This window comes from Synechococcus sp. MW101C3, assembly GCF_002252635.1.
GTDB lineage: Bacteria > Cyanobacteriota > Cyanobacteriia > PCC-6307 > Cyanobiaceae > MW101C3.
Genome location: NZ_NQKX01000014.1, coordinates 21,044 through 35,558, shown reverse-complemented (window position 1 = coordinate 35,558; position 14,515 = coordinate 21,044). Strand labels below are relative to the sequence as shown.

The 14,515-nt window shown below is 70.1% G+C and carries 17 protein-coding genes and 1 pseudogene; 8 read left to right on the top strand and 10 right to left on the bottom strand.

Annotated features, from left to right (window positions below; genetic code table 11):
• Window positions 1-498, bottom strand: a pseudogene (locus CJZ80_RS14715) (hypothetical protein); the annotation flags it as partial.
• A gap of 65 nt (window positions 499-563) precedes the next feature.
• Here CJZ80_RS14715 and CJZ80_RS14710 point away from each other — a divergent pair.
• Both CJZ80_RS14710 and glmM read left to right on the top strand, forming a co-directional pair.
• Window positions 564-782 (top strand): hypothetical protein, encoded by a 219-nt coding sequence (locus tag CJZ80_RS14710; RefSeq protein WP_094514987.1) that lies wholly within the window; start codon window positions 564-566, stop codon window positions 780-782.
• A gap of 65 nt (window positions 783-847) precedes the next feature.
• The gene (gene glmM / locus CJZ80_RS14705) at window positions 848-2,245 is read left to right on the top strand and encodes a phosphoglucosamine mutase (RefSeq protein ID WP_094514985.1); all 1,398 of its coding nucleotides are present in this window, start codon (window positions 848-850) and stop codon (window positions 2,243-2,245) included.
• On the opposite strand, the gene CJZ80_RS14700 is transcribed toward glmM, so the two are convergent.
• Genes CJZ80_RS14700 through CJZ80_RS14685 form a run of 4 tightly spaced genes read right to left on the bottom strand, consistent with a single transcriptional unit; the run spans window position 2,246 to window position 6,611 of the window.
• Entirely contained in the window at window positions 2,246-3,274 is a 1,029-nt protein-coding gene (locus CJZ80_RS14700; RefSeq protein ID WP_233133150.1) for a BadF/BadG/BcrA/BcrD ATPase family protein, read from the bottom strand.
• Window positions 3,267-4,607, bottom strand: coding sequence for an IctB family putative bicarbonate transporter (locus CJZ80_RS14695; RefSeq protein ID WP_094514983.1), 1,341 nt, complete (start codon window positions 4,605-4,607; stop codon window positions 3,267-3,269). Before CJZ80_RS14695 ends, CJZ80_RS14700 begins: the two co-directional genes overlap by 8 nt.
• A complete protein-coding gene (gene trmB / locus CJZ80_RS14690; RefSeq protein WP_094514999.1) occupies window positions 4,608-5,309 on the bottom strand; it encodes a tRNA (guanosine(46)-N7)-methyltransferase TrmB in 702 nt (233 codons plus the stop codon).
• A gap of 6 nt (window positions 5,310-5,315) precedes the next feature.
• On the bottom strand, window positions 5,316-6,611 hold the full coding sequence (locus CJZ80_RS14685; RefSeq protein WP_094514981.1) for an FIST N-terminal domain-containing protein: 1,296 nt from the start codon (window positions 6,609-6,611) through the stop codon (window positions 5,316-5,318).
• 59 nt (window positions 6,612-6,670) lie between these two features.
• Between CJZ80_RS14685 and CJZ80_RS14680 the strand changes: the two genes are divergently transcribed.
• Both CJZ80_RS14680 and CJZ80_RS14675 read left to right on the top strand, forming a co-directional pair.
• Window positions 6,671-7,285: a DUF3177 family protein gene (locus tag CJZ80_RS14680; RefSeq protein WP_094514978.1), complete on the top strand. Its 615-nt coding sequence runs from the start codon at window positions 6,671-6,673 to the stop codon at window positions 7,283-7,285.
• Window positions 7,285-7,641, top strand: a complete 357-nt coding sequence (locus tag CJZ80_RS14675; RefSeq protein ID WP_094514974.1) for a hypothetical protein — start codon at window positions 7,285-7,287, stop codon at window positions 7,639-7,641. The genes CJZ80_RS14680 and CJZ80_RS14675 overlap by 1 nt, the downstream gene beginning before the upstream one ends.
• 485 nt (window positions 7,642-8,126) lie before the next feature.
• Here CJZ80_RS14675 and CJZ80_RS14670 read toward each other — a convergent pair whose 3' ends face one another.
• Window positions 8,127-8,981, bottom strand: a complete 855-nt coding sequence (locus CJZ80_RS14670) for a PhzF family phenazine biosynthesis protein (RefSeq protein ID WP_233133149.1) — start codon at window positions 8,979-8,981, stop codon at window positions 8,127-8,129.
• A complete protein-coding gene (locus tag CJZ80_RS14665) occupies window positions 8,978-9,907 on the bottom strand; it encodes a transglutaminase family protein (RefSeq protein WP_094514970.1) in 930 nt (309 codons plus the stop codon). Before CJZ80_RS14665 ends, CJZ80_RS14670 begins: the two co-directional genes overlap by 4 nt.
• 159 nt (window positions 9,908-10,066) lie before the next feature.
• Here CJZ80_RS14665 and CJZ80_RS15395 point away from each other — a divergent pair, with 159 nt between their 5' ends.
• Window positions 10,067-10,231, top strand: coding sequence for a hypothetical protein (locus CJZ80_RS15395; RefSeq protein WP_158217496.1), 165 nt, complete (start codon window positions 10,067-10,069; stop codon window positions 10,229-10,231).
• A 239-nt stretch (window positions 10,232-10,470) separates the two neighbouring features.
• Window positions 10,471-10,728, top strand: a complete 258-nt coding sequence (locus CJZ80_RS14660; RefSeq protein WP_144037046.1) for a hypothetical protein — start codon at window positions 10,471-10,473, stop codon at window positions 10,726-10,728.
• A 17-nt stretch (window positions 10,729-10,745) separates the two neighbouring features.
• On the opposite strand, the gene CJZ80_RS14655 is transcribed toward CJZ80_RS14660, so the two are convergent.
• Both CJZ80_RS14655 and CJZ80_RS14650 read right to left on the bottom strand, forming a co-directional pair.
• Window positions 10,746-11,117, bottom strand: coding sequence for an AbrB family transcriptional regulator (locus CJZ80_RS14655; RefSeq protein WP_094514962.1), 372 nt, complete (start codon window positions 11,115-11,117; stop codon window positions 10,746-10,748).
• Between the two features lie 129 nt (window positions 11,118-11,246).
• Window positions 11,247-12,062, bottom strand: coding sequence for a sterol desaturase family protein (locus CJZ80_RS14650; RefSeq protein WP_094514958.1), 816 nt, complete (start codon window positions 12,060-12,062; stop codon window positions 11,247-11,249).
• Between the two features lie 123 nt (window positions 12,063-12,185).
• Here CJZ80_RS14650 and CJZ80_RS14645 point away from each other — a divergent pair, with 123 nt between their 5' ends.
• Window positions 12,186-12,374: a hypothetical protein gene (locus tag CJZ80_RS14645; protein ID WP_094514955.1), complete on the top strand. Its 189-nt coding sequence runs from the start codon at window positions 12,186-12,188 to the stop codon at window positions 12,372-12,374.
• Between the two features lie 21 nt (window positions 12,375-12,395).
• Here the strand turns inward: CJZ80_RS14645 and CJZ80_RS14640 are convergent, their stop codons facing one another.
• A complete protein-coding gene (locus tag CJZ80_RS14640) occupies window positions 12,396-13,046 on the bottom strand; it encodes a ParB-like protein (RefSeq protein ID WP_094514953.1) in 651 nt (216 codons plus the stop codon).
• 246 nt (window positions 13,047-13,292) lie between these two features.
• Between CJZ80_RS14640 and pstS the strand changes: the two genes are divergently transcribed.
• Entirely contained in the window at window positions 13,293-14,273 is a 981-nt protein-coding gene (pstS, locus tag CJZ80_RS14635) for a phosphate ABC transporter substrate-binding protein PstS (protein WP_094514949.1), read from the top strand.
• Window positions 14,274-14,515: the final 242 nt, after the last annotated feature.

The window sequence follows — 14,515 nt, the reverse complement described above, 5'->3', positions numbered from 1 at the left end:
GGCGGCGGCGGCGAGCGCGGCGGGGTGGGCGGGGAAACGGCGCCACAGCTGCGCGCGCAGGGCAGGGTCATTGCGGCCCAGCTCATAGAGCGCATCGGCGCTGGCGGGGTCGGCCGGGAAGCGGCGCAGCAGCTCGCGCCAGCGGGCCGTGGCCAGCAGGGGTTGCCCGAGCTTGCCGGCCGCCAGTGCATCGAGCTTGAGCGCCACCGCGGCGAGCGGATCGCGGCCCCAGCCCTGGCCCTGCAGCAGCTGGTGCTGCCGGGCCGGCGTGGCCGCCGCCCGGGCCGTGAGCAGCAGGCTGGCCTCGCGGCGCCGCTCCGGGTCCAGGTCCCACTGCCGTGTGCGTTCCAGCGCTGCCGTGGCGGTGTCGGGGGTGGGCAGGGGCCGGGCGTTCAGCGCCTGGCGGCCCAGCACCAGCAGGGCCAGGCTCCCCAGCACGGTGAGCGCCAAGGTGCGTGGGCCGCGCGTCGGGGCAGCGGCCGTTGGCGGACTGGGCACAGGCGGCAGGGGTGGCGCTGACGCCGGCAAAGTCTTGGCATTCTGGAACCACGTCTCCGATCGCCATGGCGCTGCGGCCCTCCCTGCCTCCCTGGTTGACGACCCTGCCCGGTGCCCGCCAGCGCCGCCGCGCCCTGGCCGTGACCGCCCTGGCGGCGGGGGTGTTCTTCCTCCGCCCCTTCTGGCCGCTGCGGGCGTTGCCCGGCTGGGTGGTGGGCGCTCTGCTGCTCTGGGCCGTGGCCGAACTGGTGCGCTGGGTGTGGTGGCCCCGTCGCAGCGTGTAGCTGGCGCCGCCTGGAGCATCCGCCTGGAGGCCTGCTCCTAATCTGCGCCCAGCGATTGCGTGTTCATGGCGGAGCCGGCCCCCCTGCCCATCGGCCCGCCACTCAGTGCCGGTGGCACCTGGTTCGGCACCGACGGCATCCGCGGCCGCGTCGGCACCCATCTCACGCCCCTGCTGGCCCTGCAGGTGGGCTACTGGTGCGGCCAGGTGCTGCCGCCCGAGGGGGCGGTGCTGGTCGGCATGGATTCCCGCAGCAGCGGCCCGATGGTGGTGGCGGCGCTCACCGCCGGCCTCACGGCGGCCGGTCGGGAGGTGTGGGATCTCGGGCTCTGCCCCACCCCCGCCGTGCCCGGTGCGATCCGCCGGTGTGGTGCCGCCGGCGGGCTGATGGTGTCGGCCAGCCACAACCCGCCCCATGACAACGGCATCAAGGTGTTCGGCCCCAGCGGCGACAAGCTCGACCGGCAGCAGCAGGAGGTGATCGAAGCCGGCCTGCGCGGCCGTGCCACTGCCACGGCCAGCGCCTCCTCCGGTGTCTGCGGCGCCGTGCGGCAGCGGCCCGAGCTGCTGGCCGCCTACACCGACACCCTGCTGGCGAGCGTCGCGGGGCGCCGCCTGGATGGCTGCCCGATCGTGCTCGACCTCTGCTGGGGATCGGCCACTGCCTGCGGTGAAGCGGTGTTCCGCGCCCTCGGCGCCGATCTCACGGTGCTGCATGGCAACCCCGACGGCAGCCGCATCAACGTGGGCTGCGGCAGCACCCACCTGGAGCCGTTGCGGCAGGCGGTGCTGGCCCATGGCGCGGCGATGGGCTTCGCGTTCGATGGCGACGCCGACCGCATGCTGGCCGTGGACGGCCGTGGCCGGGTGGTGGACGGCGACCAGATCCTCTACCTCTGGGGCGGGGAGCTGCTGGCGGCCGGTGAGCTGCCCGGCAGCCGCCTGGTGGCCACGGTGATGTCCAACCTCGGCTTCGAGCGGGCCTGGCTGGCGCGAGGTGGTGTGCTCGATCGCACTCCCGTGGGCGATCAGCACGTGCATGCCGCCATGGCCGCCAGCGGCGCTGCCCTTGGCGGTGAGCAGTCGGGCCACATCCTCTCGGCCCATCACGGCATGAGCGGCGATGGGCTGCTCACGGCCTTGCAGGTGGCCACCCGCATCCATGCCGGTGCCGGCTCCCTGGCCGACTGGATGGACACCAGCTTCTCGCCCTATCCCCAGGTGCTGGTGAACGTGATCGTGCCCGACCGCCAGCGGCGTCAGCACTGGCAGGACAGCCTGCTCCTGCGCGAGGCGGTGGCCCAGGCGGAGGCGGCCATGGGCGGCGAAGGCCGGGTGCTGGTGCGGGCCAGCGGCACCGAACCGCTGCTGCGGGTGATGGTGGAAGCGGCCGAACCCGCCGCCGTTGATCACTGGTCGTCGCATCTGGCCGATCTGGCGGCCGCCGAGCTCAACGGGGTTTGATCAGAGACCAGCCAGCTGATCGGCGGCAAGGCTGAGGGCACCGTCGCAGGCATCGCCGGCGGCCTCCACCAGCGTGGCGCCCGGCAGCTGGGTGGCCAGCGCCCGCCGGTAGGCCGCGGCGAAGGTCGGCAGGTGGCGCAGGGCGCCGCCCTGACCGCACACCCGCGGCTGCCCCAGCGCCAGCGCCGCCGCCACACCATGCACCAGCGCGGCGAGGGCGTCGGCGGAGCGCTGCAGCACCGCCAGCGCGTCTGTATCGCCTGCCGTCGCCAGCGCCTCCACGCAGGGGGCCAGCCGCGCGAAGCCGGCGGCGCCGAACGCCGGCGCCACCACCATCGCCTTCACCCGCTGGGCCGTCACCACCTCCTCACCCTCGGCGAGGGCCTGCCACAGCGCGGCGCGTAGCCCGGTGTCCGGCCGCCGGCCATCGGCCATCTCCAGCGCCAGCGCCAGCGCGTCGCGGCCCAGATCGCAGGCGGAGCCGCCCTGGTCGAGCAGCCAGCCCCAGCCGCCGCAGCGGTGCTCGCGGCCGCTGCCGTCGCGGCCCAGCGCGATGCAGCCGGTGCCGCTGATCACCACGATGCCGGCGCCGGCGGGGCCGTCGGCGCTGAAGGCGCCACGCAGGGCGGTGCGCTCATCGCCGGTGACCAGCACGCGCCCCGTCGGCAGCTGCAGGGCCGCCGCCGCCAGCGCCTGCCCCCGCTGCTGCACGCCGCTGCCGTGCTCGATGCCGCTGGCACCCACGCCTGCGGCGGCCAGCCGGGGGGCAACCGGCCCCGCCAGCGGCGCCCCGGCCAGTCCTGCCGCGCTGATGGCCGCCTGCAGGCTGGTGCGCAGGGCGTCGCCGAAGCGCTCCTCGCCGCCGGGGGCCTCCAGATGGCTCACCCCCGGCCCCTGGCCCTCCGCCAGCACCCGCCAGCCGCCGTCGGGATCCACTGCCGCCAGGCGGCAGGTGGTGTGGGTCTGGCCGGCATCGAAGCCGGCCAGCAGGGCGGTCGGCTCGCCGCCATTCATGCGGCCCTCAGCCATCCGCTCGGGCGGCGGCCGGCAGCGTTGACAGGGTGGCCAGGCAGAACCAACCGCTGAGCTGCACCTCCGGCCGGAAGAAAATCGTGTCGGTGACCCCCTGCACGGCCAGGCCGGCGATCACGGCCACTGCTGCCAGGGCCGGCAGGGCCTGGTGGCCGTTGGCACGCACCTGGGTCAGCCCCAGCCGCACACTGGCCACCAGCAGTCCCAGCCCGGCCAGCAGGCCGGGGATGCCACCTTCCACCGCCAGTTCCAGCGGGATTGAGTAGGCGCTGAGCGCGTTGAATTTGGGTTGCTGGTACAGCGGATAGATCAGGTTGAAGGCGCTGTTTCCCGGCCCGATGCCCAGCCAGGGGCGGTCCTTGATCATCTCGATCGCCGCCATCCACACGTTGATGCGGAAATTGTTGGAGCTGTCCTCCCGGCCGGCGCCCAGGCTCATCACCCGCACCCGCAGCGGCTCCACCTTGGCGATCGCCACCGCCAGCACCAGCCCCGCCAGCACCATCAGCAGCAGTGGAAACACGCGCCGCCAGAACAGCGGCCAGTGGCGGGTGAAGCGCAGCAGCAGCAGCACCGCCAGCACCCCGTAGGCGGCCACCAGGCCCAGCCAGCCACCGCGGCTGTAGGTGAGCACCAGGGCCGCACTGCCGAGCACGGCGGTGGTGAGCGCAAACAGCCGGGCGCTCAGTCGCTGCCAGCGCAGCAGCGCCACCACGGCGATCGGCAGGATCGGCAGCAGGTAGCCGGCCAGCAGGTTGGGGTTGTCGAGCGTGCTGTAGATCCGCACCGTTCCCTGCGCCACCGAATTGGGATCCGACCAGCGGGCCAGGGCGGAGGAATCGGCGTAGAGCTGGCGGATGCCGATCACGCTCACCAGCAGGCAGCCGCCCAGCAGGCAGGCCGTGATGCGGTCCCACCAGGGCGGCGCCGTGGCCAGCAGCTGCCGCATCAGCGCGTACACCCCGAGATAGCTCAGCAGCTTGATCAGCCCGTTGGCCGCCGCTGCAGGCACCGGCGAAAAGCCCGTGGCCAGCACCGACACACCCAGCATCACCAGCAGCCAGCCGCTGATCGGCCCGATCCGCCCCGCCGGTGTGCACAGCGCCCACAGCAGCCACAGCAGCCCCGCCGCCGTGATCAGCAGGCTGAGGCCGGTGCGGGTCACCAGCGGCAGCCCGGCCATCAGCGCGCAGAGCACCAGGCCGGCCAGCAGCGGCAGGCGACGGCCCAGCGGTCCGGCTGCCCAGCCCGCCAGCAGGCCCTGCCAGCGCAGCAGCCAGGGAACGGAGCCGCTGGCGGGGCCCAGGGCGGTGGGGGAGGTGGAAGACATTCAGGCGCCGGGCGTGGGCGGATTATGGGTGCGGCAGGCGGCTTGCTCCAGCCCCCCCGGACCGGGCGCGGCCGCGCCGTTGCGCCGGTACAGCACCCGGTATACCGGCAGCCCCAGTGACAGCACGTGCTGCTCCCGCTCGGTGGCCACCGGCAGCGGGTTCGTGGGGCGGTACGGCCGCGGGTCTTCGGCAGGCCGCTCGAAGCACCCGCTCGCCTCGGTGACCTGCACCATCGGCACGATCACCGCCTCCACATCGCTCTGCAGCAGCAGCTCGCTGCCGGGGGGCAAGGCCGTTGCCAGGGCTGCCACCAGCGCCGGCTGCAGCACCCGCCGCTTCTGGTGCCGTTTCTTGAACCAGGGATCGGGGAATTGCAGCGTGACCCGCTGCAGGCGGCCCGGCGGCAGCTGCGCCAGCCAGTCCAGCAGGCTCACATTGGCGTTGCAGAACAGGAAGCGCAGGTTGTCGAGCTGCAGGCTGCGGCGGTCGTGCTCGGCGGCCTCCACCAGCACCCGGCGGATCTCCACCCCAAGAAAGTTGGTGCCCGGCTGCAGCGGCGCCATCGCCAGCAGGAAGCGGCCTCGGGCGCTGCCGATGTCGAGATGGAGCGGCAGCTGGGGCTGGGCGAACAGCTCCACCAGCGGCGGCAACGGCCGCGGCTGCTGGTGCACCCGGCTGAGCGGGTTGACGTGCTGACGCACCAAGGCTCAGCCCTCGGCGCGGGCCGCCGCGGGGGGCACGCCGTCGTCGTCGTGGTTGGGCACCAGGAAGCCCCAGCTGGCCGTGTAGCCGTGCAGGTGGGTGGTGCCCGCCACCGGGCCGATCTCGCCGTTGCAGAAGGCCCCGGCGATGGGCACCTGCGGGAACTGCTCGCGGCACACGCTCACATCGCCATCGGGCTGGCCGTAGAGGCCTTCGCCGCGGCCCAGGCAGGCGAACAGCAGCGCCACCAGGGGCGCGTCGTCGGTACGGGCCTGGCGGCGCAGCAACTGCCGCAGTTCCTGGCGCGAGGCGGCCGCATCGCGCAGCTGGAACTGCACCTGCTGGCCCACCCGCAGTTTTTCCGCCACGGCCACGGCGCCGTTGCGCGGGTCGACGCCCAGCAGATTGCGCACCAGGAAGGCGGTGGGTTCCGCCTGGCAGCTGTCACCGGGAAGGCTGAAGTTGCTGCGCGCCACGCCCAGGAACAGCGAATGGCGCACCTGCTCCCGTTCCGCCGGCGTGAGCGACTGCAGGATCCCCTGCAGGCAGTTGACCGGGCTGTTGGTCTGCGCGCCGGAGCTGAGCTGCAGCACCACGTTGCGCTCCGCCTGCTCGATCTCGAACACCGGCCCGATCGGCCGGCAGCCCTGGGCCACCACCGGATCCAGCCTCCAGGCGCCGCCGATCAGACAGCCCACCGCGCCGGTGAGCACGCGGCCGTCAAACAGCAGCGAGCCGTGTTCGGCGCTGTGGTGGCCGGCGATGCCGCCCACCTTGGCGGCTGACGGGTAGGCGTAATCCAGGCCACTGATCAGATCGTTGATCTTCTGGCAGGTGGGATCCACGAACAGGAGCATGGAGCGGGCCCGCTCCGGGTCGGCGCCCACCCAGTTGATCCAGTCGAGGTTGTCGCCATCGAGATCGGGCAGGGAGGCCGGATCCAGCTCGAACAGCTGCAGATCGGCCCCCGGCAGCCGCAGCAGGGTGACGCTCAACGCCGGCTGCTGCTCCAGTTCCCGCGCCTGCCCGCTGGCATCGGTGCCGACCACTCCACCGCCGGCGCAGCCGATCCAGTGGCGTGCATTCAGGCGGCTGCGCAGCAGCGGCAGCAGGCGTGGCAGGTCACTGGCGTAGCTGGTGGAGCAGAACACCAGGGCCAGATCGTTGGCGCCACGGTTGCCGAGGGCCTTCGCCACTTCCTCGACAGCGGCTTCCAGGGACGGCTGACGGGACAGGGCCGTCTGGCACGAGGCCGGCGCTTCACCGCGTTTGAGCCAGGAGGGCAGGGAAAGCGCAGCCATGGACTGGACCCTACTGCCGGAGCACGACTACGGATAATGGCGCTTCCCGTACCGCCCCTGTGCCAGATCTGCTTTATCGGACCCTGGTCTGGCTGGATTACCGCCTGGCGGTGGTGTTCGCCCTCGGGCTTCCGTTCGTACTGCTGGTGTGGGCCGTCGCGCGGCGGGAAGGCGCTCTGGTGCGTCTGCTCTCCATTTACTGGAAGGTGGCCAGCTTGCTGGGCATCTCCGTGCTGCTGCTGATCGATGCCCGCCCGCTGGGTTACGTGCTGGCGTTGGTGGCCGAGGTGCTGGTGGTGGTGGCGGTGTGGTTCTGGGTGGATCTCAACGAGGAACTCGACGACCTGCCCCCCTGGCGGCCCCTGCCGCTCACCGTGCGAGCCTGGCGCTGGGCGCTCACCGTCTACGGCGTTACGGCAGCGATGCTGAGCGTCACGGCGCTCACCTGCCTGGTGGGTGGGGTGAACCGGCCGGTGTGCCAGGTGTGGCTGGAGGCGCCCCGGCAGCTGCACGCCGTGGCCGTGCGGGTGTTCGGCTTCGTGTTCGGCGGGCAGCTCACCCCAGGGCTCACGGCCTTCTTCGGCTATCTGGCGCTGGCCTTTTATGCGGTGGGGATGCTGCAGTGGCTGCTGGTGCGGCTGCCCCGCTTCGGCCGGGTGGCGGGCGGTTTCTGATGGGGCCGGGCCCGTCGTCACTGCTGCAGCGCCTTGAGCAGATCAGCCGCGAGCACCCCGACCGCGTCCTGCGCCTGCGCGGGCAGCTGCCCCTGGCGCTGGAGGCCGCTGCTGAAAACGAGGCTTCTGCTGCTCAAGCCTCTGCCTGGGAGCCCTTTGAACTGCTGATTTTTCGCGGTTTCTCGAGCAGCGTCACCCACCCCACCGCCTACGACCCCGACCAGAGCGCCTTACCGCCCGGTGCCGTGCTCGGCAGCGCCGAACTGCTGGCCGGCCCGCTCGATCCCAGCAACGAACAGGTGCTGGTGGCGGCCTGTGCGTTGGACGGTTTCCTCGACCCGGCGGCCTGGGCGTGAGCCGAGCAGGCAGCCCGCCGCCGCACGGCGCTGCCGCAGGGCATCTGCCTCACGGGCCAGGGCTGCCCCGGCGGGGGTGAAGTAGCGGAAACGAGCCTGATCGGTATACAGCAGGGGCCAGCGGCTCTGCACCTGCCGCTCGGCCTCCTGCCGGCAGGCCCGCAGGGCACCGAAATCGATCGCCGGGGCCTCGGCTGTGCCAGCCCCGGCGGCCTTGGACGTGCCGGCCACTGGCGGCACCACTGCCGGCGCCTCAGCGGGCGCCTCCAGGTCGGGGCAGATCTCGCGGCGGGTGCGCGACAGCAAGGCCGTTTCCGCCGCCAGTGCCTGGCGCAGGACCTGCTCCAGCGCGGCCCGGAGCGCCTCGCAGTGGGCAATGGGCCCAGCACCACCAGCGCCTGCTGCGCTGCCGGTGCCGCCGGCGATCACCAAGCCCAGCGCCAGGCCCAGCAGCAGCCCGCGCGCCTCGCCCAGGCCCCGCCCGCTCAAGGCAGGCGCACCGCGCCGCCGCTCACCACGATCCCGCCGGTGGGCGGAACCGTCACCCGCAGCTGGCTGGGCCGGCCCATGGCCTCGCCCTGGCGGATCTGCAGCGTGGCGGGCACGGCGACCAGGCCGGCGGCGCGCAGGTACCCGCCCAGCGCGGCAGCGGCCGAGCCGGTGGCCGGATCCTCCACTACCCCGCACACCGGAGCGGGGTTGCGGCTGTGGAACAGCTGGCGGTCCTGGCGCCACACCAGCTGCAGGGTGAGCAGGTCTTCGCGCAGCATCAGCGCTTTGAGGGGTTCGAAGGCGTAGTGGAGCTGAGCCAGCCGTTCGGCCGTGGCGGTGGCCAGCACCAGGTGCCAGGCGCCTGCGTAGGCCTTCACCGCTGGCAGGGCCGGGTCGAGCTCCGCCGCCTGCCAGCCCAGGGCCTCGAGTGCCCCGGCCACCAGGGCCTCAGAGGCCGGCGCCTGGCGGGGTTCCACCGAGGTGAGCGACGCCTGCAGCACGCCCTCCCGCTCCTCCACCTGCACCGGCACCGCCCCCACCGGGGTCTGAAACACGAAGCTCCGGCCGGCTCCGGTGTCCGCCAGCAGCACGGCGGCCGCGATCGTGGCGTGGCCGCAGAAGGGCACCTCGCCCACCGGGCTGAAGTAGCGCACCTGCCACTGGTCGCCGTGGTCCGGTGTGAGGAACGCGGTTTCCGAATACCCCACCGCCGTGGCGAGACGTTGCATCGCCTCCACCTGCGGCAACGTCTCGCCCATCCAGACCCCGGCCGGATTGCCACCATCGGCGCGGTCGGTGAAGGCGGCCAGGCGGTGCAGCTGGGAGGGCAGGGTGGGGGAAAGGCTCAACGGATCGCGGCCCCCTCGCCAAGCGAAGCGCCGCCACCAGGGAAGGCATCGGCTGGCGGCAGGTTCAGCTCCGCGGCGGTTGCCGCCGCCCGCAGCCGCACGGTGTAACCCATGTTGGAACCGATGCCGGTGCCGCGGTAAGTGCCCGACACCGGTGCGGCCAGCTGGTGGTCGGGGGCGGCGGCGATCGCCACATGGCCGTCGGCTACGGCCAGACCGAGGCTCGGGTCATAGGCACGCCAGCCTCCGCCGGGCAAGTACACCTCCGCCCAGGCATGCAGCTCCTGCTCGCTCACCTCCGGGGGGTGGTGCATCGAGTAGCCGCTCACGAAGCGCGCCGCCAGCCCCTGGCTGCGGCAGGCCTCCACGAACAGCATCGCCGTGTCACGGCAGGCACCGCAGCGGCTGGTGAGGCAGTCGCTGGCGGGCAGCGGTTCACCGTCAGGCCGGCCCACGTGATGGAAGGTGAGGTGGATGGTGTCGGTGAGCTGGGTGAGGAAATCGAGCGTGTGGTGCTGGGCACCGGCGGCCAGCTCGGCCGCCCAGCTGCGCACCGGCTCCGCCACGGCTCCGCCGCAGCTGGGGGCTAGCGAGGCGGCTTCCCCCGGTTGGTAGTGCGCCGGCAGGTGCTGAGCGCCGGCATCGGTGACGATCCAGGCGAACGGGTTGTCGCGCAGGGTCTCCACCACCGACTCCACCTCGATCACCAGCGACTGCCGCTTCTCCCCGAACCACAGCACCACGGCATCACTGCCGTCGGGTTCCACGATGCTCGCCTGGCCCAGGGGGGGCTCCACGATGCGCAGGCTGTGACGCAGCAGACGTTGGCTCGCGTCCTGCCGCGGTGTCAGCCGCAGCGTCATCGGCTCAAGGAAGACCGGATGGTCGTAGCTGTAATCGAGGCGATGGCGGATGTGAAACAGCATCAGTCGGGGGAGTTCGGCCTCGGCGCCGGCTGGTGCAAGGGGGTTTCACCATCGTGCCTCCCGTAGGTTGAGCCGCCGGATCGCTTGGCATTCGCTGACACATGCGTTTGGCTGTGCCGCGCACCAACGGCCTACCAGCCGCCTCCTTAATGTGTCGTCATGAACAAGTCGCTTCCCCGATCCCTGGCCGGGCCTGAATCGGCCGGTCCTGAAGCCGACCCTGACGGCGCCCTGTCCACGCGCATCGACGAGCCCTGGGCTTCAGGGCAGCGCAAGCGCTATTTGCGCAGCCTGGCGCCGATCGAACGAGCCGACAACACCTGAGCAGCCAGGCCCCTTCCCCGCGCGCTGCCGGTGACCGGCACCACGGAACCGGGCACCACACACACGCCAACACAACAACGGCCGACGCCGCACACGCGACCTCCCGGTCCAGTCCATCGCCGTGACGGTCGACACAACCGCCTGTGGTGCCACAAACCCTGACGGGTGCTCCGGCTTGGCGGCCTTAACGGAACCTCAACCCTGGGCCTCTACAACAGTTCTGCGCCTTCAAGAGCCCCTTGGCGATGGGACTGACGGAAGAAGAACAGGCGATCGTGATGGCCGCCCGGCGGTACGGAATGATCAACGAGCACCAGCGGGTGCACTATCTCTGCGGTAACCGATGCATCCTGTGGGCGCTGGGACTGGTCCCGCTCACCCTGGGCTTCTCGTTGATCCTGTGCCCGCTCGTTTGGGTGGCGCAGCACGATAGGACCGGTCGGTCAATTGATCGGCTGCGCCAGCAACTGGCTGCAACACCCTTCGCCCAGGGTTGATCGCTCAGGGCCGACGATCAGTCTTCGTCGGTGTCGTCGCCGCCGACCGGCACGAGGCGGATCTGCTTGCGGCCCAGCTTCAGTTCGAACTCATCGCCGGGTTTGAGATCGAGCAGACCGGTGTAGGCCTTGCCCACCAGCAGGTTGCCATTGCCTTGCACGGTGGCCACGAAGCTGAGTTTGCGGCCGCCCTTGCTGACCGGTGAGCCCGCGCCATTGCCGAGGCTCACGCCTTTGGCTTCCAGCAGAGCTTCGTAGAAGGCCGTGAAGTTGAGCCGCTCGGTGCCGTCCTTCTTGGTGCTGAGATAACCGCAGCTGCGGACGAGCTCAGACTTGGAGGCATCGCCAAGCTCCTTGACTTTGGCCAGCAAATCAGATCCAGTGAGCATGTTCGGATGCGCCTGAAGACGTCTTCAACATAGCAATCGAAGGGTATGCCTCTGCAAGTGGGTGGCCAATTCAAGCTGCGATCCAGCGGCAACATCGTATGACCGAGCCCGAAAATGGAGCGTCTTCGCTTAGCTGGTCCCTGGCGACACTGGGCATGATGGCTCTGGACGAGGGCTCAGTTCCCTGCTATAGACAGGATCCTGGGTGCCGCAGAGGATGTCCCAGAACGTGAAATAAAGACCGAAGTGAACGCTGTGCCTGCGGTGGTGGAGCGAATGATGCTGGGGGCCGATCACCCAGCGTCCCAGCCAGTGGTGCGGAAATGAACCGGGCAGGTGATCGAGGCCGAGGTGGTTCACCACCGCCCACACGCTCATGGTGGTGAGCACCGCCAGCAGGGTCACCACATGGAGGGGCACCACGAACACGATCGCCACGAGGAACACCGCCTGGACCGCCGCTTCGGCCGGATCGAAAGCGAAGGAGGTCCAGGGTGTAGGGCACGGCGATCGGTGATGACCCTGATGCCAGCGCGCGAACAGGGCAGGGTGATGGAACAACCGATGGGTGGCGAAAAAATAACCGTCCTGCAGGATCAGCACGGCGCCATAGCTGAACGCGGCATAGAGCAGGCCACGCATGCTGGTGCCGTCGTATAGCAGGGTGAAGCCATGGTTGTAGGCCGTCATCATCGCGGCGGTCGCCAGTGCGAAGATCGCCGCCGACATCATCGAGAGCCGGATGTCATGGCCGATCCAGCGGCGCGAGGGGCGGCGGCCGATCGCCGGAGGCTGCGACGAAGCCGCTGCGGCCATGATCGCCGTGGCGCCCGTCGGCTCCGATCGGTACAACAGCAGATGGGAGATTCCGGCCACGAGGAAGTAGCGCAGCACGATCACCGCGAAGAACACCACCACGTAGAAGCCGAACCCGTGGCTCTGCATGCCTGACCGCCATTCCCTTCACCGTATGGGCGCTGGCCGATTCCTCCAGGGTGGGTTTCCCCCTGGCACGCACCCGGCTGTCCCCCAACCCGCCAAGGTTCTGTTCGCAATGCCACACCGGCGGTGGTCGGCACAGGACGGCTGGCGCTCCTGGCCGTGGCTGGAAGCGCCGTGCTGGTCTTGACCGTCACCACCGTCACCACCGCCTTCCGGGAGCGGGCACACGACTCCGCCCTCGCGGACCGCGACCGGCTGCAGAACGCCGTCAAGCCTGGGAATCCCCTGCACCGGGTTCCTCCAGCTGCTGCGTGATCAGCTACTAGCTCTCAGCCCTCAGCCTTTCCAGCCCGCCAGCCGCGAGGCGGCCTGGGAGCGTGCCAGGGCGCGGGCGGCCGGCAGGGCCGGCTCCAGTCGCAGGGAGGTGAACGGTGGCAGGTAACGGCTACGCAGCCAGGCCCCCCAGCGGAACTCATGGAAGGGAATCAGAGGGGCCGCCTCGATCACCCCCTCCCGCTTCAGCTTCCACACCAGGCTGCGGTAAGGGTCGTCGTGCAGGTCCAGCAGGCTGCTGGGCAGCCGCTCCGGCGGCAAGGGGCCCTGGCCGCGGCCGTCGAACAGATACAGCCAGCCCAGCGCCTGCAACTCCCGCAGCACTGAGGGCCGGTCGCTGTGGTCGAGCTGACGCACCACGTAGCCGTAGGCGGTGGCCCCGGGGTCCACATCCAGCAGGCCGCGCAGGCGGTGGTGCCGGTCCACCATCCAGAGGCCGCCAGCGGCGCTGCGCGCCAGCGGCACCGGCTTCTTCCGCAGGTAGTTGCGCCGCTGCTTGTCGGGTTCGCCTCGGAAGTCGGCGCGCCGGTGCAGCACCTCCGCCATGCCGATGCACATCTGGGTGGGCTGCAGCTCCGCCACCGGCACTTCGATCAGTGCCTCGGCCTCTGGCGGCGGCGGCAGGGGCTCGAAGGGTTGCTGCAGCTGAGACATGAACGGGAGGGGTGTGTCCGGAAGAGGGTGCGGTCAGGCGCTGCCGGCGTGGCCGGCAGAGACAGCTTGGCCTGCAGGCGGGAGTTGCTCTCTACACGATTTGATCTGTTGTTTCGTTCATGAACAGCCCGTTCGCGCTGAGAATGTTCCATTCATCTCTGATCTTGACAGGCTCTTAACCGTTCCATTACACGCCTGGTCATCTGGCGCTGCTAACTATCAGGAGTCTTTCAACTGGCTGCTCCAATGACCTTCGCGAAGAAGGCCCTGGTTTTTGGTTCTCTTGCTGTTCTCGGCGTTGGTGCGGCGGCTACAGCACAGACCGCACTCAATGGAGCCGGCGCTTCATTCCCAGCACCATTCTACCAACGTGCCTTTGCTGATCTGGCAGCTGGCGGCGGTCCGAGGATCAATTATCAGTCGGTTGGTTCAGGTGCTGGTGTGCGCCAATTCATCGCTGGCACTGTTGATTTCGGTGCCACCGACGAGCCGATCAGCGCCGCTGATGCTGCCAAAGTGAGCCGTGGTGTGGTCCAGTTCCCCACAGTGGGCGGCACGATCGCGATCGCCTTCAACCAGCCCGGTTGCAACCTCAAGCTCACCCAGAAGCAGGCCGCTGATGTGTTCTTGGGCGTGATCAACGACTGGAAGCAACTGGGTTGCAAGCCCGGCCGGATCTCCGTGGTTCACCGCTCCGACGGCTCCGGCACCACCTTCGCGTTCACCAACTCCCTGTCCTCCTTCTCACCGGCCTGGAAGAGCCGCGTGGGTGAAGGCAAAGCCGTCAAGTGGCCCGTCGGTGTGGGCGGCAAGGGCAACGAAGGTGTAGCTGGCATCATCCAGAACACCCCCGGCTCGATCGGCTACCTGAACCAGGCCTTCGTGAAGGGCAAGATCCGCGCGGCTGCCGTCCAGAACAAGGCGGGCAAGTTCGTGCTCCCCAACCTCAAGAGCGGTGCCGCCGCCCTCAACAACATCAAACTGAACGCCATGCTGGCGGGTGAAGATGCCAACCCGGCGGGCGCTGAGAGCTATCCGATCGCCACCCTCACCTGGGTGCTTGCCTATCGCAAGGGCAATGGCGCCAAGGCCAGCTCGATCCGCACGGCCATGACCCATCTGCTCAGCCCTGCCGCCCAGGGCAAGGCCGACGACCTCGGATATGTGCCCCTGCGCGGCGCCATCCTCAGCAGCGCCCGCAAGGCCATCGCCAACATCGGCTCCTGACCCTCAGGCGCTCGTTATCGCCATCCGGAAGGGCTATCTCGGTCGTTCCTGAACGCAAGGGGGGCTTCGGCCCCCCTTTCTTTTTGAGGGGCGTTGATCTTGGTCTTGAACTTGTCTTGACCCGCAGCCTCTTTGAAACATTGCACCCGATTGGGGGCGCCCCAGCCCTTGTGCCTTGCTCGCCGCCCGGGGCCTTAGCCGCTGCTTAACCGACTGCTTATCCGGCCTTTGCCTCGTTGTCG